A 24639-nucleotide genomic window follows, 5' to 3' on the forward strand; every position below is an offset into this window, starting at 1 on the left:
GAGCGGTTGACGAATAGGGCAAAAACTAGTAGAATAGTAAGGAAACTTTATACGGAGGAAAGAAATGGATTTGGGTGATAATGAGCTAACACTGACTCCCATACCTGGGAAAAGTGGCAAGGCTTATATGGGTAGCTATCCTGATGGGAAGCGTATCTTTGTAAAAATGAACACCTCTCCAATCCTACCTGGTCTAGCTAGAGAACAAATTGCTCCACAATTATTATGGAGTCGCCGTTTGGCAGATGGGCGTGATATGTGTGCTCAAGAATGGTTGACAGGCAAGATATTGACCCCCTATGATATGAATCGTAAACAAATCGTCAATATCTTAACCCGTCTTCATCGCTCACGTCCGTTGATGACACAGTTGAGTCGTTTGGGATATGCTATGGAAACACCTGTAGATTTACTACAGTCTTGGCAGGAAACGGCTCCGGATGCTTTGCGTAAAAATCATTTTATCAGTGAAGTAATGGCTGATTTACGTCAGACTATTCCAGGATTTAGAGAGGACCATGCGACCATCGTCCATGGAGATGTACGACATAGTAATTGGATTGAGACAGATAGTGGCTTGATTTATTTGGTAGATTGGGATTCGGTTCGCTTGACCGATCGCATGTTGGATGTGGCCCATATGCTCTGCCATTATATTCCAGAACATCAGTGGAAGGAATGGTTGACCTACTACGGTTACAAGTACAATCAAACGGTATTAAATAAATTGTATTGGTACGGTCAATTGTCTTACTTGAGCCAGATTTCCAAGTATTATATGAACCAAGATTTAGAAAATGTCAATCGGGAGATCCATGGCTTACGTCACTTCCGAGACAAGTATGGAAAGAGAAGATGAGAGTTAGAAATCGTAAAGGGGCGACAGAATTACTAGAGGCAAATCCCCAGTATGTGGTCCTCAATCCCTTGGAAGCCAAGGGGAAATGGCGGGACTTGTTTGGCAATGATAATCCCATTCATGTGGAAGTTGGAAGTGGAAAGGGTGCCTTTGTTTCAGGTATGGCCAAGCAAAACCCTGACATCAACTATATCGGGATTGATATTCAAAAGTCTGTTTTGAGCTACGCTTTGGACAAGGTGCTTGAAGTTGGAGTGCCTAACATCAAGCTCTTGTGGGTAGATGGTTCTGACTTGACTGACTACTTTGAAGACGGTGAGATTGATCGCTTGTATCTGAACTTTTCAGATCCTTGGCCGAAAAAACGCCATGAAAAGCGTCGTTTGACCTACAAGACCTTCTTGGATACCTTCAAGCGTATCTTGCCTGAAAATGGAGAAATTCATTTCAAGACGGATAACCGTGGCTTGTTTGAGTACAGCCTAGTGAGCTTTTCTCAGTATGGCATGAAGCTCAACGGCGTCTGGCTTGACTTACATGCCAGTGATTTTGAAGGCAATGTCATGACAGAATACGAGCAAAAATTTTCCAACAAGGGGCAAGTTATCTACCGAGTTGAGGCAGAATTTTAAGAAATAGCCTGAAATCAGGCTGTATAAGTGCTTTTGCTTTACATAAGTTAGCAAATGTGCTATACTAAAAGCAAGAATATGAGAAAGTGAGGCGGGGAAATATCTTCGCCTCTTGCTTATGAGGAGGTGGACGCAATCGCAACAATCGTAGAATTAGTCAGAGAAGTTGTAGAACCTGTCATAGAAGCTCCTTTCGAACTCGTGGATATCGAGTATGGAAAGATTGGCAGTGACATGATTCTCAGTATTTTTGTAGATAAACCTGAAGGAATTACCTTGAACGACACGGCAGACTTGACAGAAATGATCAGTCCTGTCCTAGACACCATCAAGCCAGATCCCTTCCCAGAACAATATTTCCTAGAAATTACCAGTCCAGGCTTGGAACGTCCTTTGAAAACCAAGGATGCCGTCGCTGGAGCGGTTGGAAAATACATCCATGTCGGGCTCTACCAAGCCATCGATAAGCAAAAGGTCTTTGAAGGAACCTTGTTGGCCTTTGAAGAGGACGAGTTGACCATGGAATATATGGACAAGACACGTAAGAAAACTGTCCAAATTCCATACAGTTTAGTATCAAAAGCACGTTTAGCAGTAAAATTATAGAAAAAGAAAGGATAGCTTTTGAGAATTCAAAAGTGAAGAAAACATGAGTAAAGAAATGCTAGAGGCCTTCCGCATTTTGGAAGAAGACAAGGGAATCAAAAAAGAAGACATCATCGACGCAGTAGTAGAGTCGCTTCGTTCCGCTTATCGCAGACGCTATGGTCAATCAGACAGCGTAGCCATTGACTTCAACGAAAAAACAGGTGACTTTACCGTTTATACTGTCCGTGAAGTAGTTGATGAAGTATTTGATAGCCGTTTGGAAATCAGCTTGAAAGATGCTCTTGCCATTAATTCAGCCTATGAACTTGGTGACAAAATCAAGTTTGAAGAAGCACCTGCTGAGTTTGGTCGTGTAGCAGCCCAATCTGCTAAACAAACCATCATGGAAAAAATGCGCAAGCAAACACGTGCCATCACCTATAACACTTACAAAGAGCATGAGCAAGAAATCATGTCTGGTACTGTAGAACGCTTTGACAACCGCTTTATCTATGTCAACCTTGGTAGCATCGAAGCCCAATTGTCAAAACAAGACCAAATTCCTGGAGAAGTTTTTGCTTCTCATGATCGTATCGAAGTTTATGTCTACAAGGTTGAAGACAACCCTCGCGGTGTCAACGTCTTTGTTAGCCGTAGCCATCCAGAAATGATCAAACGCTTGATGGAGCAAGAAATTCCAGAAGTTTATGATGGAACTGTTGAAATCATGAGCGTGGCCCGTGAAGCTGGTGACCGTACTAAGGTTGCCGTTCGTAGCCACAATCCAAACGTGGATGCTATCGGTACAATCGTTGGACGTGGTGGAGCGAATATCAAGAAGATTACTAGCAAATTCCACCCAGCTCGTTACGATGCTAAAAATGACCGTATGGTGCCAATCGAAGAAAACATCGACGTTATCGAGTGGGTAGCAGATCCAGCTGAATTTATCTACAATGCCATTGCTCCTGCTGAGGTTGACCAAGTTATATTTGATGAAAACGACAGCAAACGTGCCTTGGTGGTTGTTCCAGATAACAAGCTTTCTCTTGCTATCGGTCGTCGTGGGCAAAACGTTCGCTTGGCGGCTCACTTGACTGGTTACCGTATCGATATCAAGTCTGCTAGCGAATTTGAAGCCATGGAAGAAGCTGCTTCAGTAGAGTTGGAAGCAGAAAACGATACTGTAGAAGAATAAAAGCTGCTAGAGGAGGGAAAGATGAAAACGAGAAAAATCCCTTTGCGCAAGTCTGTTGTGTCCAATGAAGTGATTGATAAGCGGGATTTACTCCGCATTGTCAAGAACAAGGAAGGACAAGTTTTTATCGATCCGACAGGCAAGGCCAATGGCCGTGGCGCTTATATCAAGCTAGACAATAAAGAAGCCCTAGAGGCGAAAAAGAAGAAGGTCTTTAACCGCAGCTTTAGCATGGAAGTGGATGAAAGCTTTTATGACGAGTTGATCGCTTATGTGGATCACAAAGTGAAAAGAAGAGAGTTAGGACTTGAATAAGCAAAAGATAAGTAATCTCTTGGGACTTGCTCAGCGAGCAGGGCGGATTATATCGGGTGAAGAATTGGTGGTCAAGGCCATTCAAGACGGCAAGGCCAAGTTGGTCTTTCTAGCCCATGATGCTGGACCCAATCTGACCAAGAGGATTCAAGATAAAAGTCATTATTATCAAGTAGAAATTGTAACCGTGTTTTCAACACTGGAATTAAGCATAGCAGTCGGAAAATCGAGAAAGGTTTTGGCTGTAACAGATGCTGGATTTACAAAGAAAATGAGGTCTCTTATGGAATAGAAGAGGAGGACATGATTTGTCTAAGAAAAGATTGTACGAAATCGCAAAAGAACTTGGAAAAGAAAGTAAAGAAGTTGTAGCGCGTGCAAAAGAGTTGGGCTTGGATGTGAAAAGCCACTCATCAAGTGTGGAAGAAGCTGTCGCTGCAAAAATCGCTGCCAGCTTTAAGTCTGCAGCTGTTCCGAAATCAGAAGCAAAACCTGTAGCACCAAAAGCAAGTGCAGAAAAGAAAGCCGAGAAATCTGAGCCAGCTAAACCAGCTGTAGCCAAGGAAGAGGTAAAACCTGCAGCACCAAAAGTAAGTGCAGAAAAGAAAGCCGAAAAATCTGAGCCAGCTAAACCAGCTGTAGCTAAGGAAGAGGCAAAACCAGCTGAGCCAGTCGCTCCGAAAACAGAAAAAGTAGCGGCTAAACCGCAAAGTCGTAATTTCAAGGCTGAGCGTGAAGCACGTGCCAAAGAGCAGGCAGAACGACGCAAGCAAAATAAGGGCAATAACCGTGACCAACAACAAAACGGAAACCGTCAGAAAAACGACGGTCGTAATGGTGGGAAACAAGGTCAAGGCAACCGCGACAATCGTCGCTTTAATGACCAAGCGAAGAAACAGCAAGGTCAGCAAAATCGTGGAAACGATCGCCGTCAACAAGAGGACAAACGTCCAAATCAAGCGGCTCCACGTGTTGACTTTAAAGCCCGTGCAGCAGCCCTCAAAGCAGAGCAAAATGCAGAATATGCACGTTCAAGTGAGGAACGCTTCAAGCAGTATCAGGCTGCTAAAGAAGCCTTGGCTCAAGCTAACAAACGCAAGGAACCAGAGGAAATCTTTGAAGAAGCGGCTAAGTTAGCTGAACAAGCGCAGCAAGCACAGCAAGTTCAAGCAGTGGTTGAAGTCGTCCCTGAGAAAAAAGAACCTGCAGTGGATACACGTCGTAAAAAACAAGCTCGACCAGACAAAAATCGTGACGATTATGATCACGAAGAAGATGGTCCTAGAAAACAACAAAAGAATCGAAGTAGTCAAAATCAAGTGAGAAATCAAAAGAATAGTAACTGGAATAACAACAAAAAGAACAAAAAAGGCAATAACAAGAACAACCGTAATCAGACTCCAAAACCTGTTACAGAGCGTAAATTCCATGAATTGCCAACAGAATTTGAGTATACAGATGGTATGACCGTTGCGGAAATCGCAAAACGTATCAAACGTGAACCAGCTGAAATCGTTAAGAAACTTTTCATGATGGGTGTCATGGCCACACAGAACCAATCCTTGGATGGGGAAACAATTGAACTCCTCATGGTGGATTACGGTATCGAAGCCAAACAAAAGGTTGAAGTGGATAATGCCGATATCGAACGTTTCTTTGTCGAGGATGGTTATCTCAATGAAGATGAATTGGTTGAGCGTCCACCAGTTGTAACTATCATGGGACACGTTGACCACGGTAAAACAACTCTCCTAGATACCCTTCGTAACTCTCGTGTTGCGACAGGTGAAGCAGGTGGTATCACTCAACATATCGGTGCCTACCAAATTGTGGAAAATGGCAAGAAGATTACCTTCCTTGATACACCTGGACACGCGGCCTTTACATCAATGCGTGCGCGTGGTGCATCTGTTACCGATATTACCATCTTGGTTGTAGCGGCAGATGACGGGGTTATGCCACAGACTATCGAAGCCATCAACCACTCAAAAGCAGCCAACGTTCCAATTATCGTAGCTATCAACAAGATTGATAAACCAGGTGCCAACCCAGAACGTGTTATTGGTGAATTGGCAGAGCATGGAGTTATGTCAACTGCTTGGGGCGGAGATTCTGAATTTGTTGAAATCTCAGCTAAATTCAACCAAAACATCGAAGAATTGTTGGAAACAGTCCTTCTTGTGGCTGAAATCCAAGAACTCAAGGCAGACCCAACAGTTCGTGCGATCGGTACAGTTATCGAAGCTCGCCTGGATAAAGGAAAAGGTGCGGTCGCAACCCTTCTTGTTCAACAAGGTACCTTGAATGTCCAAGACCCTATCGTTGTCGGAAATACCTTCGGTCGTGTCCGTGCTATGACCAACGACCTTGGTCGTCGTGTTAAGGTAGCAGGTCCATCAACACCAGTTTCAATCACAGGTTTGAACGAAGCGCCAATGGCAGGTGACCACTTTGCAGTTTACGAAGATGAAAAATCTGCGCGTGCAGCAGGTGAAGAGCGTGCCAAACGTGCCCTCATGAAACAACGTCAAGCTACCCAACGTGTCAGCCTTGAAAACCTCTTTGATACCCTTAAAGCTGGTGAACTCAAGTCAGTTAACGTTATCATCAAGGCCGACGTACAAGGTTCTGTTGAAGCCCTTTCTGCCTCACTTCAAAAGATCGACGTGGAAGGTGTCAAAGTTACCATCGTTCACTCTGCGGTCGGTGCTATCAACGAATCAGATGTGACCCTTGCCGAAGCTTCAAATGCCTTTATCGTTGGTTTCAACGTACGCCCGACACCACAAGCTCGTCAACAGGCTGAAGCTGACGATGTGGAAATCCGTCTCCACAGCATTATCTACAAGGTTATCGAAGAGATGGAAGAAGCTATGAAAGGGATGCTTGATCCAGAATTCGAAGAAAAAGTTATCGGTGAAGCAGTTATCCGTGAAACCTTCAAGGTGTCTAAAGTGGGAACTATCGGTGGATTCATGGTTATCAACGGTAAGGTTACCCGTGACTCTAAAGTCCGTGTTATCCGTGATGGTGTCGTTATCTATGATGGCGAACTCGCAAGCTTGAAACACTACAAAGACGACGTCAAAGAAGTTACAAACGGTCGTGAAGGTGGATTGATGATTGACGGCTACAATGATATCAAGATGGATGATGTGATTGAGGCGTATGTCATGGAAGAAATCAAGAGATAATAGAGAAACGATAGCTCATTTGACTCGTCGTCAACAGCGCCTTGATGAACTTCAGTTCTATCTAAGGCTTGTTTCCTAGATTCAAATGGCTCTAGTTCCTCTATCTAATAGAAATAGCTAGGTCTGCTGGCCTAGCTTTTGGTTCAAAGTAGAGAAAGGAATATCATGGCAAATCATTTCCGTACGGATCGTGTGGGCATGGAAATCAAGCGTGAAGTCAATGAGATTTTGCAAAAGAAAGTCCGTGATCCGCGTGTCCAAGGTGTGACCATCACAGATGTCCAGATGCTGGGTGACTTGTCTGTTGCCAAGGTTTACTACACCATTTTGAGTAACCTTGCTTCAGATAACCAAAAAGCCAAAATCGGGCTTGAAAAAGCAACTGGTACTATCAAACGTGAACTTGGTCGCAATTTGAAATTGTACAAAATCCCAGATTTGACCTTCGTCAAAGACGAGTCCATCGAGTATGGAAACAAAATTGACGAGATGCTACGCAATCTGGATAAGAACTAAGAAGAGGGGCAACCCTCTTTTTTGGTGGAGAAAGTAGGTGGAATTTGAAATGGAAAAATATTCTTTTAAAAAGGGGGTCTGTATTTTTAAATGTTAGCTAATCAGAAAATGCTTTTTTTTTAGGAAATATGATATGATAAAGTGTAAAAAAGAAATAAGGAGTTTGTATATGGCTGAACAAGAGTTGGCTATGCAAGTATTGCAACAAGTGGTGAAACTACCTGTTGTTAAGGTTGATCGTTCGAAATTTTTAGTGGATAAGTTTTCCAAAGAATTGGATCCACAGGACATTCCTACCTTATTAGAACAAGGTCCAACGTCTCTCTTATCTCAAGAAACCTTAGATAGAGTGGCTAATGTCTGCATTAGGGATAATGTTTTATTGGCGAGTGGAACCTCTGTTTTGGCAGGATTACCAGGTGGACTTGCCATGGCAATCACTATACCAGCGGATGTAGCTCAATTTTATGCTTTTTCTTTAAAATTAGCTCAAGAACTAGGTTATATTTATGGATATGAGGATCTTTGGGCTTCACGCGAGGAGTTGAGTGAAGATGCTCAAAATACCCTCTTGCTTTATCTAGGCGTCATGTTGGGGGTAAATGGAACCGCTGCCTTGCTACGTGCTGGTGGTATAACAATTGCCAAACAGGTAATGAAAACAGTGCCTAATAAAGCCTTAACAAAGACGCTTTGGTACCCTATTTTGAAAAAAGTCTTAAAAATATTTGGTGTGAATCTGACCAAGGGAGGGCTGGCCAAAGGAATGGGGAAATTTATTCCTATCTTGGGAGGTATCATTTCAGGTGGTTTAACCTTTGCAACTATGAAACCGATGGGTGAAAGCTTGCAGAAAGAATTATCCAAGCTAGTCAACTATAGTGAAGTTCAATATCAAGAAGATGTTGAAACAATCCGAAAAGAGGCTGAAATCATCGAAGGAGAGTAATATGGGACTCATAAAAATTCTAGCTAAAACTTATGGGAATTACTTTTTGACCGTGCAAGGTGTAAAAGTAATGAAGACGATAAAGAAAGATGACCACGCCGTTGTCGGTCTAGGGAAACTTTTTATTGCAGACAAGTTAATGGATACGGCTCGGTGGCTCATCAAGCCAGAGGAGAGAGAATGAAATTTTTCTGGGGACTTCTTGCCATTCTTTTTATTAAACAGATTATTGGAATTGTGAAATTCTTTTGGATGATCATCTCTTTTGCAGTCCAATTGCTGTTTTACAAGCTATTATTTAAACTATTGGATTGGCTCTTTAAACTTATTTAGTCCGTAATTCAAGTCGCAGAGAACTAGCAGGAACTCCACTGCTAGTTTTTTAATCTCTTTCCTTGTGGTATAATAAAAGCAGTAAAATCATTTTAGAACATTCAGTGGAGGTCGTCATGGACAATATCATCGATGTGTCAATTCCCGTTGCAGAAGTGGTGGATAAGCATCCAGAAGTCTTGGAAATCCTAGTAGAGCTGGGTTTCAAACCTCTTGCTAATCCCTTGATGCGTAATACTATCGGTCGTAAAGTATCACTCAAACAGGGTTCTAAGCTTGAAGGAACTCCTATGGACAAGATTGTCCGTACGCTGGAAGCAAACGGCTACGAAGTGATTGGGTTAGACTAATGGCAGATGAACGGATTCATGTCCTACGGGATATTTTGTTAGAATTGCACAATGGTGCCTCTCCTGAGTCGGTTCAGGAGCGTTTTGATGCGACCTTTACAGGTGTTTCAGCCATTGAGATTTCCCTCATGGAGCACGAACTGATGAACTCAGACTCAGGTGTCACATTTGAAGATGTCATGGAACTCTGTGATGTCCATGCCAATCTTTTTAAAAATGCTGTTAAGGGTGTCGAAGTAGAGGATACCGAGCATCCTGGCCACCCAGTTCGGATCTTTAAGGAAGAAAATCTGGCCCTCCGTGCTGCCTTGATTCGCATTCGGAGACTGTTAGATACCTATGAGTCTATGGAAGATGAAGAAATGCTTGCGGAGATGCGTAAGGGTTTGGTGCGTCAGATGGGACTTGTGGGGCAATTTGACATCCATTACCAACGTAAAGAAGAACTCTTCTTTCCTATCATGGAGCGCTATGGACACGATTCACCCCCAAAAGTTATGTGGGGAGTGGATGATCAGATCAGGGAACTCTTTCAAACAGCTTTAGCGACAGCCAAGTCACTACCAGAAGTGTCAATTAGCAGCGTAAAAGAATCTTTTGAAGCCTTTGCGACAGAGTTTGAAAGTATGATTTTCAAGGAAGAGTCCATCCTCCTTATGATTCTCCTTGAGTCCTTTACTCAGGATGACTGGCTTCAGATTGCGGAGGAGAGCGATGCCTATGGTTATGCCATCATCCGTCCATCTGAGAAATGGGTGCCAGAACGCCAGAGTTTTGTCGAGGAAAAGAGTGCAGAGGAGCCCGTACAACTAGATACGACAGAAGGCCAAGTTCACCAAGTTATCGATACGCCAGAGGGTCAGTTTACTATCACCTTTACACCTAAGGAAAAGGAAGCAGTGCTGGATCGTCATAGTCAACAGGCTTTTGGGAATGGCTATCTATCGGTCGAGCAGGCAAATCTCATCCTCAATCACCTCCCCATGGAGATTACCTTTGTCAATAAAGACGATATTTTCCAGTATTACAATGACAATACGCCAGCTGATGAGATGATTTTCAAACGGACACCGTCTCAAGTTGGGCGCAATGTCGAACTCTGCCATCCGCCTAAGTACTTGGACAAGGTCAAGACTATCATGAAGGGACTTCGTGAGGGGACCAAGGATAAGTATGAAATGTGGTTCAAGTCTGAGTCGCGAGGTAAGTTTGTCCACATCACCTACGCAGCAGTGCACGATGAAGAGGGAGAATTCCAAGGTGTGTTGGAGTATGTTCAGGATATTCAGCCCTACCGTGAGATTGATACGGACTATTTCCGTGGATTAGAATAAGGAGAAAAAATGAGTTACGAACAAGAATTTATGAAGGAATTTGAAGCTTGGGTCAATACCCAAATCATGATTAACGACATGGCGCACAAGGAAAGTCAAAAAGTTTACGAAGAAGACCAGGACGAGCGTGCCAAAGATGCCATGATTCGTTATGAGAGCCGCTTGGATGCTTATCAGTTCTTGCTTGGTAAGTTTGAAAACTTCAAAGCAGGCAAGGGATTTCATGATTTGCCAGAAGGCTTATTTGGTGAGCGGAATTATTAAACGAGAAAGGTTCTTGATTTTTTACTAAAATCTTGATAGAATATTTATATTAAATCCTTGTCAGAGCAGGGGTTTTTTATTGAAAGGATTTTATCATGTCAAAGAAACTCAATCGTAAAAAACAATTACGAAATAGCCTCCGTCGTGCAGGTGCCTTTTCAAGTGCTGTGACTAAGGTTGTAGAAGAGACAAAAAAAGTCGTGAAACGTGCAGAACAGTCAGCAAGCCAAGCTGGTAAGGCTGTTTCTAAAAAAGTTGAACAAGCAGTAGAAGCTACCAAAGAGCAAGCTCAAAAAGTAGCCAATTCTGTAGAAGATTTTGCAGCAAACTTGGGTGGACTTCCACTTGATCGTGCCAAAACTTTCTATGATGAAGGCATCAAATCTGCTTCAGATTTCAAAAATTGGACTGAAAAAGAACTTCTTGCCTTGAAAGGAATCGGCCCAGCTACCATCAAGAAATTGAAAGAAAATGGTATCAAGTTCAAGTAATTTTTCTTGTTCCTTGCATTTCCGTTAAAATCTTGCTACAATAGAGCCATTAGAGGTGTTTTGAATCCCACATTTTACAGAAAGTGGCGGAGCTGAGAAGTCCACAAATGTGTCAAAACTGGTTGCTAATGGATGAAAAATTGAAATAAAAGTGTCTTTTTGTTTTAAAGACGAGAGTTGCGGGCAACTGCCCGAAATTGGGTGGTACCGCGGATAAATACATTCGTCCCTGTCATGTAGATGGCAGGGACGATTTTTTTGTAGAAAGCGAGGAAGAAGGATGACAAGAGCTGAATTACCAGAACGCTTAGAAACCGAACGACTCGTCCTACGAGTTCGTACAGTGGCAGATGCTGAGGGTATCCATACCTACGCTAGTTTGCCGGAGGTCGCTTACCCAGCGGGCTTTCCGCCCGTCAAGACCTTGGAAGATGAAATCTATTATCTGGAGCATATCCTTCCCGAGCGCAATCAAAAGGAAAATCTCCCAGCTGGCTACGGAATTGTCGTCAAAGGAACCGATAAAGTCATCGGCTCTGTTGATTTCAACCATCGGCACGAAGACGATGTACTGGAGATTGGCTACACCTTGCCCCCAGACTATTGGGGACGAGGTTATGTGCCAGAAGCAGCGCGTGCCTTGATTGACATAGCTTTTAGAGAACTAGGTCTTCACAAGATTGAACTTTCTTGCTTTGGTTACAATACCCAAAGTCAACGAGTCGCAGAGAAACTTGGCTTTACTCTGGAAGCTCGCATCCGAGACCGCAAAGATGCCCAAGGCAATCGCTGTGATGATTTGAGATATGGCTTGCTGAGGAGTGAGTGGGAGGTAATTTGATGCATCTTTTCATCATTGGTGCTCCAGCATCAGGAAAAATGACCATTGGTCAAGAATTATCTCGACTGACAGATGCTACCCTCTTTTATAACCATCAAGCCATCGATTTTGCACTAGAAATCTATCAGGACTTTACAGAGGAAATGTGGGAATTTGTTCGTGGAATCACCTTTTCTTTCCTTGGAGCAAGTGCAAGAAATCAGCGATCAGTAATTTTAACTGACGTAATTGATTTTTCAAATCAGTACCAGCTGATGTATTTAAAGCAAATTCAGGATTTGTTGAATGACTATCATCAAGAGATTCTGTTTGTGGAGTTGGAAACAAGTCTTGAGGAGCGCTTACATCGAAATCGAACGGAGAATCGATTAAAGCACAAACCCTTAAAACGACATATTGAGGTATCTGAAAGAGAAATTTTAGAAACCACTGAAACACTTCAATTAAATTCCCAACATCAACCGAATGAGCTACACCACTACTTTAAAATAAATAATACGAATTTGTCTGCAGAAGAAGCTGCTAAGCAAATTCAAAATAAAATGAACAAAATAGAGAAAGGACACACACATATCTAAACAACTTCATGAAGACGTTCTCAAGACTCAAGAAGTTCAAAAGTCTCAATCTTTTTCGTTCGTGATTCCTACCACCAAATGTAACTTGAAAACTCTACCTTAATCGCGCTTGGAGTACACCCTTCAAAGTAAACGAATCACAAAGAAACTGGGATTTCCCATTTAAGCCTGTATCCGAGGTCGTAAGAATATCCAATACAGCAGAGGTAGAGTTTGATTTATTGAAGAATGAGTTAGAGGAGAAAATAGATGGCTAAAAAGAAAAATAGAAAAAAGAATTAAATCGCCAGCAAAAGTTGGATATCAAAGTCGTTTCTGAAGAAGAGGTTGTCTGGACAGAACTACTGGCTAAAAAACCAACTTTTGTAGAACGTCGGACCATTCAAAATTTCGATGAACTACATACAACAGTGATGCAATATGCTGATGAACATGGAGAGTATCCAGATGTTCAGCTAATCAATTACCAACTGAAAAATAGGATTTTTGATTAGAATCAGGACCATGCTTTATTTAGAGAAGCTATGCATACTCCAAATACACAGAAGCGAAATGAACTGTTAAAACAAGTTTTAAAGATCAATCCAGATTATTTTGCTGCTGATTTTCACCCATTCTTATCAGAGGTTGAAGATTTTGATTTACCAACCTTTAGATTAGATTTAGGAGGCAAAGATTGAAATTAATGTATTATTTTAATACTGACAATAGATTGAAGAATCTTTTTGCTCAAACTTGGAAAATACTTATGTATGCGCTAACGTATTTTCCAATAATATCTCTAATTATATTCTGTCTTACCGATTTTAAATTAGTTATAATTTTACAATTTGCCTTGATACTAATATATGTGTTTAACTATAAAAATCGATTTAATAAGTTTAGAGTTTTTCTTACTAAAAGTACTAAATCTTTAGCTTTTATGAACGCATGGGATGGAATATTTTGCGGAATCTTGACTTACATTCTTTATAACCTAAATCTAGTTGAATCAACTTTAATCAACTTATCTCAATATTTTTTTATTAATTATGGCATAAGTAAAAATCACATAAATAACTGGATTATCATTGTAATACTTTTAATATTACCATTTGTATTATCTGTTATAAAAACTGTAGGATCAATCAAGATATTTCAAAAAGTTAATAAAATAGATATCGTAAAGGGAAAGACACTGTGGAATGTATATGCCACGATGCTTATTATTTCGTTTTTATGGTATTATATCTATATTTATTACTTTATTTCTAATGTTATTGATTTTCATTCTGATTTAATAACTGACATTCTTATGTTCAGTTCACTTATTGCACTTTATTTAATATGCTGGTGGATGATTTATAATCTAATTAGACATGGTGCAAAAGATACCAAAGAAGTAATAGCATCATGGTTAATTGGTTCAATCTGTATATTACTGTTAGCAGTATTTAATCAAGTTGAAAATGAATTAATAAATGCTTTAACATGGTTTTTGCCAATTTTAATTCCTAGTCTAATTGGAGAAATAAATTCTCAATTCGATACAAAAAAACATAAGAAAAAACCAATAAGAACTGAGAAAATGGATAGACACCTCTATCGAACTCAACTATATGGTTTTCTTACTCTATTAATGTTGAGTATTATTCCAAAGTTAACCGAAATTATTTGGGGTTTAAAGATTAAGAAGAAATTGGTCGAATTTATAACTCCCGAAGCTGATTGGATGTCTGAATTATTTGCCTCAACTATAATTATTTTCGTTTGTTTCATATTATCATTAGTTATTGGGAAGATTATAATTTGGTTATTACAATATTTCTATTTAAACACCTATAATGGATATTACGTGTATCGTGACAATATGCATAGTATATTAATAAATCGTAGATATAAAAGAAATATTCATAAAAGGAGAAAAAATAATGTCTAAATAACTTTCACCTAAATACACTCCATCCTATGTTTAGGTTGGTCGTTAACAAAACAACTTCATGAAGATGTTCTCAAGACTCAAGAAGTTCAAAAGTCTCAACCTTTTTCATTCGTGATTCCGACCACCAAATGTAACTGGAAAAACTCTACCTTGGTCAGGCTTGGGGTACAACCTTCAAAGCAAATGAATCACAAAGAAGCTTAGATTCCCGTTCAAGCCTGTATCCGAGGTCGTAAGAATATCCAATACAGCAGAGGTAGAGTTTGATATATTGAAGAATGAGTTAGAGGAGAAAATAGATGGCTAAAAAGAAAAATAGAAAAAAAGAATTAAAACGCCAGCAAAAGTTGGATATCAAAGTTATTTCTGAAGAAGAGGCTGCTTGGACAGAAATCATGGCCAAAAATCCAACTTTTGTAGAACGTCGGACTATTCAAAATTTCGATGAACTGCATACAGCAGTGATGCAATATGCTGATGAACATGGAGAGTATCCAGATGTTCAGCTAATCAATTACCAACTGAAAAATAGGATTTTTGATTAGAATCAGGACCATGCTTTATTTAGAGAAGCTATGCATACTCCAAATACACAGAAGCGAAATGAACTGTTAAAACAAGTTTTAAAGATCAATCCAGATTATTTTGCTGCTGACTTTCACCTATTCTTATCAGAGGTTGAAGACTTTGATTTGTCAACCTTTAAAAAAGTATTGGATTTTGAAATTCTAGTTTTAGAAAAATGGAAAATGAATGGCTACAATAGTTGGAATTATTTTGAAGCACGCCCTATCCTGTCTGCTCTGATGTTTCTGATTGAGTATTATATGATGGAGAACTTCAATTCTAAGGCTATGAAATTGATTGACCTATATTTGAGTAAGCGACCAGAACGTTTTCCTCCTAATTTTGTCTTCTGTATGCTTTCCTTGTATCATATCACTGGTCAGGAACTAAAGGTTGAGCGCTTCTATCGTGAAGAATTGAATAAAGGGAAACGGGACGATACCATTCTTATTCATGCCATCATCTCTGCTTTTTCTCAAGGAAAAATTGAGGAAGCCAGTCAGTTATTTGCAAAATTAGTGGAAATCAATGATGAAGCTGTTGAATTCTTTATAGAGGAAGATTGGCAATTCAAAGTTATAGATATAGAAGACCAAGAATGCTATTATCCAAATTCAGTTGAATCGTTACAAGCTAGTTTGTATCCTCTGTTTGATTATTTACTAGAAAATATTATTTTAACGAAATTTTTAACAAACGAAGCCCAAAAATTCCGCCGTAAACCAGTATTTTCGAATCATTCTAGTATGATAAAAAATTTATCCGAGGTATCCGATTGTCATTCCTTTATGAATGAGGAAAAAATGAAGGGGATTCGGATGGATCTTGTTCACATCTTTGTTGAAAATGGGATTCGTAGGTATTCAGATTTCAAAAAATGGACTGAAAAAGAAGTTCTCGCTTTGAAGGGAATTGGTCCCGTAACCGTTAAAAAGCTGAAAGAAAACGGCATAAAGTTTAAGAAAGAGAAGTAATTGTTTATGGAAGGGGGGAGGTGAAATTGTCTTGAATGAAATTTCTAATTTCATCCTGTATACTACACCAAATGGCGACGTTCAGCTAGATATCCTTTTACAAGATGAAAATCTTTGGTTGACTCAAAAAGGTCTTGCAGAGCTCTTTGGAGTTGAACGAAGTGTCATTACAAAGCACTTAAAAAACATTTATGATAGTGATGAGTTGGATAAGGTGTCAACTTGTGCAAAATTTGCACAGGTTCAACAAGAGGGCAATAGAACTGTCCGGCGTGAACTTGAATATTACAATCTGGATGCTATCATTTCAGTTGGTTATCGAGTAAATTCCAGTAAGGCTACTCAATTTAGAATTTGGGCAACTAAGACCTTGAAAGAATTTATCATCAAAGGTTTTGTTTTAGATGATGAACGTTTGAAACAAGGACAGACAGTTTTCGGACAAGATTATTTCCGTGAACTTTTAGAACGAATTCGCTCTATTCGTTCTAGCGAGCGCCGAATCTATCAACAAATTACGGATATCTTTGCTGAATGTGCCATAGATTATGATCGAAACTCAGATATTACTAAAAATTTCTATGCTATGGTGCAAAATAAATTTCATTATGCAATTACTGGAAGTACGGCTGCAGAAATTATCTATCAGCAAGCCGATGCAAGTAAAGAAAAAATGGGATTAACTACTTGGAAGAATGCACCTGATGGACGAGTACTCAAATCAGATGTAACGGTTGCTAAAAACTATCTGCAAGAAAAAGAAATTCGACAACTAGAGCGAACTGTTACAGCCTATTTTGATTATATCGAGGGTTTGATTGAGCGCCGTAATACGTTTACAATGCGAGGATTGGCAGATAGTATTAATCGTTTTCTATCTTTTAATGAGTACGAAATTTTAGAAGGAAAAGGAAGTATTTCCAAGAAACAAGCAGACTCAAAAGCCATTCAGGAGTATGAAAAATTTAACCGAACTCAAAAAATTATATCAGACTTTGATAAACATATTATGAAGATAATGAGAGAAAGTTAATGTAAAATTTTCACCGTTTATTTGCTTATAGAAGATAATGAGAAAAACAAGATGAGTTGAATCAAAGCCTATCTTCTACATACTAATTTTATTTAAAGATATTAGCTAGAAAGGACAAACACATGTCTAAAGAACTTTCACCTAAATACAATCCAGCCGAGGTTGAGGCTGGTCGTTACCAAAAATGGCTTGATGCCGATGTTTTCAAGCCTTCTGGAGATCAAAAGGCTAAGCCTTATTCAATCGTCATTCCACCACCAAACGTAACTGGTAAGCTTCACCTTGGTCACGCTTGGGATACGACTTTGCAGGATATTATCATCCGTCAAAAACGCATGCAAGGTTTTGATACACTTTGGCTTCCAGGTATGGACCACGCTGGTATTGCGACTCAGGCTAAGGTTGAGGAGCGCTTGCGTGGTGAGGGTATTACGCGTTATGACCTCGGTCGTGAATCTTTCTTGACGAAGGTTTGGGAATGGAAAGACGAATATGCTACTACTATCAAGGAACAATGGGGCAAGATGGGGCTCTCTGTAGACTATTCACGCGAGCGTTTCACTCTTGACGAAGGTTTGTCAAAAGCTGTTCGCAAGGTCTTTGTGGACCTTTACAAGAAAGGTTGGATCTATCGTGGTGAATTCATCATCAACTGGGACCCAGCTGCACGCACAGCCCTTTCTGATATTGAAGTTATCCACAAGGATGTCGAAGGTGCCTTCTATCACATGAACTACATGCTGGAAGATGGTTCACGCGCCCTTGAAGTGGCAACAACTCGTCCTGAGACCATGTTTGGGGACGTTGCCGTTGCGGTCAATCCAGAAGACCCACGCTACAAGGACTTGATTGGAAAAAACGTCATCCTTCCAATCGCTAATAAATTGATTCCAATCGTTGGGGATGAGCATGCTGATCCTGAGTTTGGTACTGGTGTCGTGAAAATCACACCTGCCCATGATCCAAACGACTTCTTGGTTGGTCAACGACACAACTTGCCACAAGTTAACGTCATGAACGATGACGGAACTATGAATGACTTGGCCTTTGAATTTGCAGGCATGGACCGTTTTGAAGCTCGTAAGGCAGTCGTTGCCAAGCTGGAAGAAATCGGTGCCCTCGTTAAAATCGAAAAACGTGTCCACAGTGTTGGACACTCAGAGCGTACAGGTGTTGTGGTTGAACCACGCTTGTCTACGCAGTGGTTCGTCAAGATGGATCAATTGGCGAAAAATGCTATTGCCAACCAAGACACAGAGGACAAAGTTGAATTCTACCCACCTCGTTTCAACGATACCTTCCTTCAATGGATGGAAAATGTCCACGACTGGGTTATCTCTCGTCAGCTCTGGTGGGGGCACCAAATCCCTGCTTGGTACAATGCTGAGGGTGAAATGTACGTCGGTGAAGAAGCTCCAGAAGGTGACGGATGGACTCAAGACGAAGACGTCTTGGATACTTGGTTCAGTTCTGCTCTCTGGCCATTCTCAACCATGGGCTGGCCTGATGTCGACTCAGAAGACTTCAAACGCTACTTCCCAACTTCAACCTTGGTAACAGGTTACGACATCATCTTCTTCTGGGTGTCTCGCATGATCTTCCAATCCTTGGAATTCACTGACCGTCAGCCATTCCAAAACGTTCTTATCCACGGTCTTATCCGTGACGAGCAAGGACGTAAGATGTCTAAATCTCTCGGTAACGGGATTGACCCGATGGATGTCATCGAGAAATACGGTGCCGATGCCCTTCGTTGGTTCCTTTCAAACGGCTCTGCACCAGGTCAAGACGTGCGCTTCTCTTACGAGAAAATGGATGCTTCATGGAACTTCATTAACAAAATCTGGAACATCTCTCGCTATATCCTCATGAACAATGAAGGCTTGACCCTTGAGCAAGCAACTGCCAATGTGGAAAAAGTTGCCAACAAGGAAGCTGGAAATGTCACAGATCGCTGGATTCTCCACAACCTCAATGAAACGATCGGCAAAGTCACTGAAAACTTTGATAAGTTTGAGTTTGGTGTGGCTGGACACATCCTCTACAACTTTATCTGGGATGAGTTTGCGGACTGGTATGTTGAGTTGACCAAGGAAGTCCTTTATAGTGATAATGAAGAAGAGAAAGTCATCACACGCTCTGTTCTCCTTTACACTTTGGACAAGATCCTTCGCCTCCTTCACCCAATCATGCCATTTGTGACAGAGGAGATCTTTGGACAAATCTCAGAAGGCTCTATCGTTACAGCAGAATACCCAACTGTCAACCCAGCCTTTGAAGACCTTGCGGCTCACACAGGTGTAGAAAGCCTCAAGGACTTGATCCGTGCTGTTCGTAATGCGCGTGCAGAAGTAAATGTAGCTCCAAGCAAGCCAATCACCATCCTTGTTAAGACAAGCGATAGTGACTTGGAAGCCTTCTTTAACAGCAATGTCAACTACATCAAACGATTCACAAATCCAGAACACTTGGAAATTGCATCAACCATCCCTGCACCTGAACTTGCTATGTCAAGCGTTATCACAGGATCAGAAATCTACTTGCCACTAGCAGACCTCCTCAATGTCGAAGAAGAACTGGCTCGTCTCGACAAGGAACTGGCTAAATGGCAAAAAGAACTGGACATGGTAGGCAAGAAGCTCTCTAACGAACGCTTCGTAGCTAATGCCAAACCAGAAGTCGTCCAGAAAGAACGCGACAAACAAGCTGACTACCAAGCTAAATACGCCGCGACCGTCGCACGTATTGATGAGATGAAGAAATTGGTGGAATAAAGCTAAATAAACACAGAAACACGGTGATGAGCCGTGTTTTTTGGTATAATGAAATCAATATCTATTGATGGAGAAAGTGATGTCCAAACACCCTCATTATGAATTGTTAAATTTAATTGGCTACGGTCTTGCTAAGTTTGACAAGCTTTTTATAAAAGAATTTCAATGTTCTAGCAAGTCGGAGTTTTATCGCTACGTGGTTTCTCTGGGAGTTGCTGAAACAACTGGAGTTGTAAAAAATAGAATGGATTTATTTGATCCTTATTTTGAAAATAATCGAAAAGGTTGGTGGCAGAAAGCTGAAGTTTACCGTTTTCGTAAAGATTTAATTGATATGATGTTTGGAAATGAAGATGTTCATAGTTATGCTGAAATCGTTAAAATGCTACTTGCCAGTGAAGGAAAGCGAACAGGCATTACTACCATTGAAAAACCAATCATTCGAACCAAATTCAAACGTCTACAGGAAACGGGAATGGAGGCAGAGAATTATTTTATCCTTCATTTTGATAAAGAAGAAAAATTCCAAGGTGGACAGTTAACCGATGCCCGTCTTTATGGTGATGGATATGATTTCCAAGTAGATGTTCAAGAGCATTCTTACCTTGCCGAAGTAAAAGGTATCCGAAAATCTAAGGGGCGTGTGCGTTTGACTGCGAAAGAATTCGAAAAAGCCAAAGAGTTTCAATCGGATTTTATTTTATCCTTGGTCACAAACCTAGATGATATTCCAAAGTTAGTATTAGTTGATAATCCTTTAAAACATTTTGAGTTTAAAAAGAATATTATCAAAAATGAAATTATTGAATACAGAAGCTTAGAAGATTTGTATTAGTTCCCCCTTAATTTTACTAGTTGAAGAAGATAGAAACCTTGACAGGTCAACGACTCAATGAACTGGAAATCAACGGTATTCGTTTAACCAAGTTTAAAAATGGGGAAATCGGTATTGAATTTATCTGGATTGATATCGAGAATCCCCCAAGTGATGCTATCGGCTGGGTAGCAAAGAAATAAAAGTTTTCAAAACTATTGTAACAAGTAAGGGATTTTATTTTCGTGTACAATTTCAGCTATTCTTGTTATAATCAGCCTATAGGAATCAAGGAGGTGACTCTTATGGCTGTTTTTGTGTCTTTGGATGGAATTGTGGTAGAAGTACTTGATGTCTTTTCTTCTTTTAATGGGGATAGTGAGTTTTTCTTGTGTAAACGTCTTAAAGACAAGAGTCAGTTTGTGATGGAACGCTCTCAGTTCGAGGAGATGTTCCAACTTCAAAGTAGTCACTTGACGACGCAAGAAAAATTACAATTGTTTACCTCTGTGTTTGCTGGCCGTTATGATGTTTATGCTAAGAGTTTTATCAATGATCAAGGGAAAATTCAGTATTTTCCATCCTATGATTATGGTTGGAAGCAGTTGCCGCCTGAAAAACGGAGTTTCCAGACATTAACGGATTCCGTTTTGAAATCTCATTTTCGTGGGGAGACAGCTATCGGTATCTTTCCTATGCACTTAGATGATAGCTGTTATTTTTTGGTACTGGATTTGGATGAAAGTGATTGGAAAGAAGCCGGTTTAGCCATTCGAAGAATAGCCAGGGAACGCCAGATGGAAGCCCATTTAGAGATTTCTCGTTCGGGTCACGGACTCCATATTTGGTTCTTCTTTGAGGAAGCGATTCCGAGTCGAGAAGCTCGCTTGTTTGGAAAGAAACTATTAGAATTGGCTATGCAGGAAAGTATGCAACTGTCCTTTGATTCTTTTGATCGCATGTTTCCAAATCAGGATGTTCTTCCTAAGGGGGGATTTGGTAATTTGATTGCCTTGCCTTTTCAAGGAGAAGCTTATCATCAAGGGCGAACGGTCTTTGTGGATGAACAGTTTCAGCCTTATGAAGACCAATGGAGGTATTTACAAGAAATTCAGAGGGTTTCAACTGCTAAAGTGGCACTGTTAATCCAAGAGGAGTTAGGGAAGCAAGAATTGGATAAGGAGTTGAAGGTCATCTTATCCAATATGATCCAACTTGAAAAATCGTCTGTGACACCCAAGACACTTTTTTTCTTGAAAAATATGGCTTCATTTTCTAATCCCGAATTTTATTTAAAACAGGCTATGCGACAGCCAACCTATCAAATTCCTGAGCGAATGTATTTATTTGGAGAATCCGAACATTATTTATGGTTACCAAGAGGTTTGCTGTATCCATTGCAAGATAAATTTAAGCAGGTATCTGTGGAAGATAGGAGAAAGGTACAAAGGTCTATTAGCGTGGAATTTAAGGGAGAACTCACTTTGGACCAAGAGTTAGCCCTGTCAGATATGACTTCTAAAGAAAATGGTTTACTTCATGCGGAGACTGGTTTTGGGAAGACCGTTTTAGGTGCTGCTCTTATCTCTGAACGGAAAACAAAAACAATTATTCTAGTCCATAATAAGCAACTCTTAGACCAATGGTTAGATCGCTTAAACTGCTTTTTGACTTTCGAAGAGGAGGAGGCTATCCGTTATACGGCATCAGGTCGTGAAAAGGTAATCGGCTATGTTGGGCAGTACGGTGGGACTAAGAAATGGCTGAGTAAACTGGTTGATGTCGTTATGATCCAATCTCTATTTAAGTTGGAAAATAGTCAAAGTCTTTTGGATGAGTATGAGATGATGATTGTGGATGAGTGTCATCATGTCTCTGCCTTGATGTTTGAAAAAGTTGTTGCACAGTTTAGAGGGAAGTATCTTTACGGTTTGACGGCTACGCCTGAGCGTAAGAATGGTCATGAGCCTATCGTTTTTCAGAGAATTGGTGAGATACTCCATACTGCTGGTAAGAGGGAGACATCTTTTAAACGGCAATTGCAATTAAGATTTACTTCTTTTGGTCATCTGGAAATTGAAAAGACTAAGGCAAGTAATTTTATACAGCTTAGTGATTGGATTGCTATAGACTCAGCGAGGAATCAGCTGATTCTCAAGGATATTCTAGCCCAAGTGGCAGAAGGGCGGAATATCTTGGTTTTAGTCAATCGAATTCAGCAGATAGATGTCTTTGAAAAATTATTGAAAGAGAAAGAGGTTGATGACTGTTATATTATTAACGGAAAAACTAAAGTCCGAGAGAGAACAAGTTTACTGGAGATATTAGAACAGCTAGATAAAGGTTTTGTATTGTTGTCTACTGGAAAATACATTGGCGAAGGTTTTGACTTGCCTCAGCTAGACACGCTTATCTTGGCAGCGCCCTTTTCTTGGAAAAATAATTTGATTCAATATGCAGGTCGGATTCATAGAAACTACAAGAATAAGTCTTTGGTACGGATTTTCGATTATGTGGATATTCATGTTCCTTATTTAGAAAAGATGTTTCAGAAACGACAAGTAGCTTATCGAAAGATGGATTATCGTGTCATCGAGGGTGAGGAGAAACAATTCGTTTATGTTGATAGTAGATATGAGAAGGTGTTGAGAGAGGACTTGGCAGGGGAAAGACAGGAATGTATGCTTATTTTACCTTATGTGCACCAGACAAAACTGATGAATTTTCTAAAAGAATTTAGGATTAGTCAAATTGAGATATGTATACCAGAGACGGTTGCAAATAAAGCATGGCTAGACCAGTTGAAGAGCCAGAAAATTAAAGTATCTTTTACTCAATCAAAAATAGTCACGCCTATTCTTTTGGTAAACAAGACCATTGTTTGGTATGGTGCAATGCCATTATTAGGGAAGGTAGATGAAAAGACCATATTACGTTTGGAATCAGCTAGTATAGCTTCTGAACTAGTGGCAGGTTTACGATAGAGAAAATTTTTATGTATGATTTTCATTTCTTTAGTGAGACTGTTGCCATTATCACATTCGAATCACACAAAATAAAAAAATTTCTACAAGTACTTGACAAATAGATTGAAATATCTTAAAATGAAAATGGTTACAGAGTTATTAATTATTTAAGCTTCATGTCACCATTAAAAATTGAAATAAAAGGATGTTATCACTAATACAAGTGTGCAGGAACCTATTTAATCACATCGGAAGAAGTTTCTTGATGTTTTTAAGTAGGTTCCTTTTATTTTAAAAGGGAAATTTTATGATCATAAAACGAATACTAAACCACAATGCTGTAATTGCGCAAAGTAAAAAAGATATCGATATTCTTCTTTTTGGAAGGGGAATAGCTTTTGGAAGAAAAATTGGAGATAAAGTAAATCCAATTGATATTGAGAAAAGTTTTTTTCTCAAAAATAGAGATAATATGACCCGTTTTACAGAGATGTTTATTAACGTTCCTTTGGAGTTGGTGTACATCACCGAAAAAATAATTAATCTAGGTAAAATAACATTGGGTAATAATTTTGATGAGATTATCTATATAAATCTAACGGATCATATTTCTTCGAGTATAGAACGTTTTAAAGAAGGAGTTATTATTTCAAATCCCCTACGCTGGGAAATCTCGAAATATTATAAAGAAGAATTTGAACTTGGGAAAAGGGCTTTACAAATAATAAAAAAAGAGTTAGGTATTGAACTTCCAATTGATGAAGCTGCATTCATAGCGCTACATTTTGTTAATGCTAATTTAGAAAATAATTTTCAAGAGTCGTATAAAATCACTGAAATAATTATGGGAATTGAGAAAATCATTCAAGATTTCTATTGTACTGAGTTTAACCAAGATTCTATTGATTATTATAGATTCATAACTCATATAAAATTATTTGCCCATCGCTTGGTTGAAAATACAACTTATTGTGACGATGATGATGAAGACTTGTTAGCATTAATGAAAAATAAATATCCTAGAGAATATGAATGTGGTGAACAGGTGGCAATGTTTATACAAACTGAATACAATTATTTGCTGACTTCTAGTGAATTAGTTTATTTGATGGCTCATATTCGTCGCTTAACAAAAAATTTAGATTAAT

Annotated in this window: 25 protein-coding genes and 1 pseudogene; all 26 read left to right on the top strand. The window is 39.8% G+C overall.

Features of this window, described 5'->3' with window-relative positions; genetic code table 11:
* The first annotated feature begins 64 nt into the window (after positions 1 to 64).
* The 26 genes and pseudogenes from HT696_RS03265 (at position 65) to HT696_RS03390 (ending at position 24638) form a co-directional block, all read left to right on the top strand.
* A complete protein-coding gene (locus HT696_RS03265; protein ID WP_164226409.1) occupies positions 65 to 859 on the top strand; it encodes a phosphotransferase family protein in 795 nt (264 codons plus the stop codon).
* Complete coding sequence (gene trmB / locus HT696_RS03270) at positions 856 to 1491, top strand: tRNA (guanosine(46)-N7)-methyltransferase TrmB (RefSeq protein WP_001266094.1); 636 nt, start codon at positions 856 to 858, stop codon at positions 1489 to 1491. The genes HT696_RS03265 and trmB overlap by 4 nt, the downstream gene beginning before the upstream one ends.
* 126 nt (positions 1492 to 1617) lie before the next feature.
* A complete protein-coding gene (gene rimP / locus HT696_RS03275; protein ID WP_001808916.1) occupies positions 1618 to 2097 on the top strand; it encodes a ribosome maturation factor RimP in 480 nt (159 codons plus the stop codon).
* Positions 2098 to 2140: 43 nt separating this feature from the next.
* A complete protein-coding gene (nusA, locus tag HT696_RS03280) occupies positions 2141 to 3277 on the top strand; it encodes a transcription termination factor NusA (RefSeq protein WP_061087610.1) in 1137 nt (378 codons plus the stop codon).
* Between the two features lie 21 nt (positions 3278 to 3298).
* Complete coding sequence (locus tag HT696_RS03285) at positions 3299 to 3592, top strand: YlxR family protein (RefSeq protein ID WP_061087611.1); 294 nt, start codon at positions 3299 to 3301, stop codon at positions 3590 to 3592.
* The gene (locus HT696_RS03290; protein ID WP_173282608.1) at positions 3585 to 3884 is read left to right on the top strand and encodes a YlxQ-related RNA-binding protein; all 300 of its coding nucleotides are present in this window, start codon (positions 3585 to 3587) and stop codon (positions 3882 to 3884) included. Before HT696_RS03285 ends, HT696_RS03290 begins: the two co-directional genes overlap by 8 nt.
* A 16-nt stretch (positions 3885 to 3900) precedes the next feature.
* Complete coding sequence (gene infB / locus HT696_RS03295; protein WP_173282609.1) at positions 3901 to 6786, top strand: translation initiation factor IF-2; 2886 nt, start codon at positions 3901 to 3903, stop codon at positions 6784 to 6786.
* 165 nt (positions 6787 to 6951) lie between these two features.
* Positions 6952 to 7302: a 30S ribosome-binding factor RbfA gene (rbfA, locus tag HT696_RS03300; protein WP_173219809.1), complete on the top strand. Its 351-nt coding sequence runs from the start codon at positions 6952 to 6954 to the stop codon at positions 7300 to 7302.
* A 169-nt stretch (positions 7303 to 7471) separates the two neighbouring features.
* Positions 7472 to 8251, top strand: coding sequence for a hypothetical protein (locus HT696_RS03305; RefSeq protein WP_164226407.1), 780 nt, complete (start codon positions 7472 to 7474; stop codon positions 8249 to 8251).
* Position 8252: 1 nt separating this feature from the next.
* Complete coding sequence (locus tag HT696_RS03310) at positions 8253 to 8435, top strand: hypothetical protein (protein WP_049524272.1); 183 nt, start codon at positions 8253 to 8255, stop codon at positions 8433 to 8435.
* 265 nt (positions 8436 to 8700) lie between these two features.
* Positions 8701 to 8934: a DUF1858 domain-containing protein gene (locus tag HT696_RS03315; protein WP_000368734.1), complete on the top strand. Its 234-nt coding sequence runs from the start codon at positions 8701 to 8703 to the stop codon at positions 8932 to 8934.
* On the top strand, positions 8934 to 10268 hold the full coding sequence (locus HT696_RS03320) for a DUF438 domain-containing protein (RefSeq protein ID WP_173219811.1): 1335 nt from the start codon (positions 8934 to 8936) through the stop codon (positions 10266 to 10268). The genes HT696_RS03315 and HT696_RS03320 overlap by 1 nt, the downstream gene beginning before the upstream one ends.
* Positions 10269 to 10277: 9 nt before the next feature.
* Positions 10278 to 10532, top strand: coding sequence for a DUF1912 family protein (locus HT696_RS03325; RefSeq protein WP_000119707.1), 255 nt, complete (start codon positions 10278 to 10280; stop codon positions 10530 to 10532).
* A 95-nt stretch (positions 10533 to 10627) separates the two neighbouring features.
* Positions 10628 to 11023, top strand: a complete 396-nt coding sequence (locus HT696_RS03330; RefSeq protein WP_084864475.1) for a helix-hairpin-helix domain-containing protein — start codon at positions 10628 to 10630, stop codon at positions 11021 to 11023.
* A gap of 280 nt (positions 11024 to 11303) precedes the next feature.
* Positions 11304 to 11864, top strand: coding sequence for a GNAT family protein (locus HT696_RS03335; RefSeq protein WP_173219814.1), 561 nt, complete (start codon positions 11304 to 11306; stop codon positions 11862 to 11864).
* A complete protein-coding gene (locus HT696_RS03340; RefSeq protein ID WP_173219817.1) occupies positions 11864 to 12442 on the top strand; it encodes an AAA family ATPase in 579 nt (192 codons plus the stop codon). The genes HT696_RS03335 and HT696_RS03340 overlap by 1 nt, the downstream gene beginning before the upstream one ends.
* 296 nt (positions 12443 to 12738) lie before the next feature.
* On the top strand, positions 12739 to 12936 hold the full coding sequence (locus HT696_RS03345) for a hypothetical protein (RefSeq protein WP_007284866.1): 198 nt from the start codon (positions 12739 to 12741) through the stop codon (positions 12934 to 12936).
* 30 nt (positions 12937 to 12966) lie between these two features.
* Complete coding sequence (locus tag HT696_RS03350) at positions 12967 to 13122, top strand: hypothetical protein (protein WP_004237269.1); 156 nt, start codon at positions 12967 to 12969, stop codon at positions 13120 to 13122.
* Between the two features lie 5 nt (positions 13123 to 13127).
* Positions 13128 to 14360 (top strand): beta-carotene 15,15'-monooxygenase, encoded by a 1233-nt coding sequence (locus HT696_RS03355; RefSeq protein WP_112445099.1) that lies wholly within the window; start codon positions 13128 to 13130, stop codon positions 14358 to 14360.
* Between the two features lie 302 nt (positions 14361 to 14662).
* A pseudogene (locus tag HT696_RS03360) lies at positions 14663 to 15904 on the top strand (hypothetical protein).
* 31 nt (positions 15905 to 15935) lie between these two features.
* Positions 15936 to 16937 carry a virulence RhuM family protein gene (locus HT696_RS03365; protein ID WP_173253101.1) on the top strand — a complete coding sequence of 334 codons (1002 nt, stop codon included), beginning with the start codon at positions 15936 to 15938 and terminating at the stop codon, positions 16935 to 16937.
* A 122-nt stretch (positions 16938 to 17059) separates the two neighbouring features.
* Positions 17060 to 19711: a valine--tRNA ligase gene (locus HT696_RS03370; RefSeq protein WP_173253102.1), complete on the top strand. Its 2652-nt coding sequence runs from the start codon at positions 17060 to 17062 to the stop codon at positions 19709 to 19711.
* A gap of 79 nt (positions 19712 to 19790) precedes the next feature.
* Positions 19791 to 20546, top strand: coding sequence for a DUF3883 domain-containing protein (locus HT696_RS03375; RefSeq protein WP_173253114.1), 756 nt, complete (start codon positions 19791 to 19793; stop codon positions 20544 to 20546).
* Positions 20547 to 20584: 38 nt separating this feature from the next.
* Positions 20585 to 20728: a hypothetical protein gene (locus tag HT696_RS03380; protein ID WP_162499158.1), complete on the top strand. Its 144-nt coding sequence runs from the start codon at positions 20585 to 20587 to the stop codon at positions 20726 to 20728.
* A 102-nt stretch (positions 20729 to 20830) separates the two neighbouring features.
* Positions 20831 to 23509, top strand: a complete 2679-nt coding sequence (locus HT696_RS03385; protein WP_173283319.1) for a DEAD/DEAH box helicase family protein — start codon at positions 20831 to 20833, stop codon at positions 23507 to 23509.
* A 289-nt stretch (positions 23510 to 23798) separates the two neighbouring features.
* A complete protein-coding gene (locus tag HT696_RS03390) occupies positions 23799 to 24638 on the top strand; it encodes a PRD domain-containing protein (protein WP_173283320.1) in 840 nt (279 codons plus the stop codon).
* Position 24639: the final 1 nt, after the last annotated feature.

Origin of the sequence: Streptococcus sp. 9903, from assembly GCF_013276625.1 — a bacterium.
GTDB lineage: Bacteria > Bacillota > Bacilli > Lactobacillales > Streptococcaceae > Streptococcus.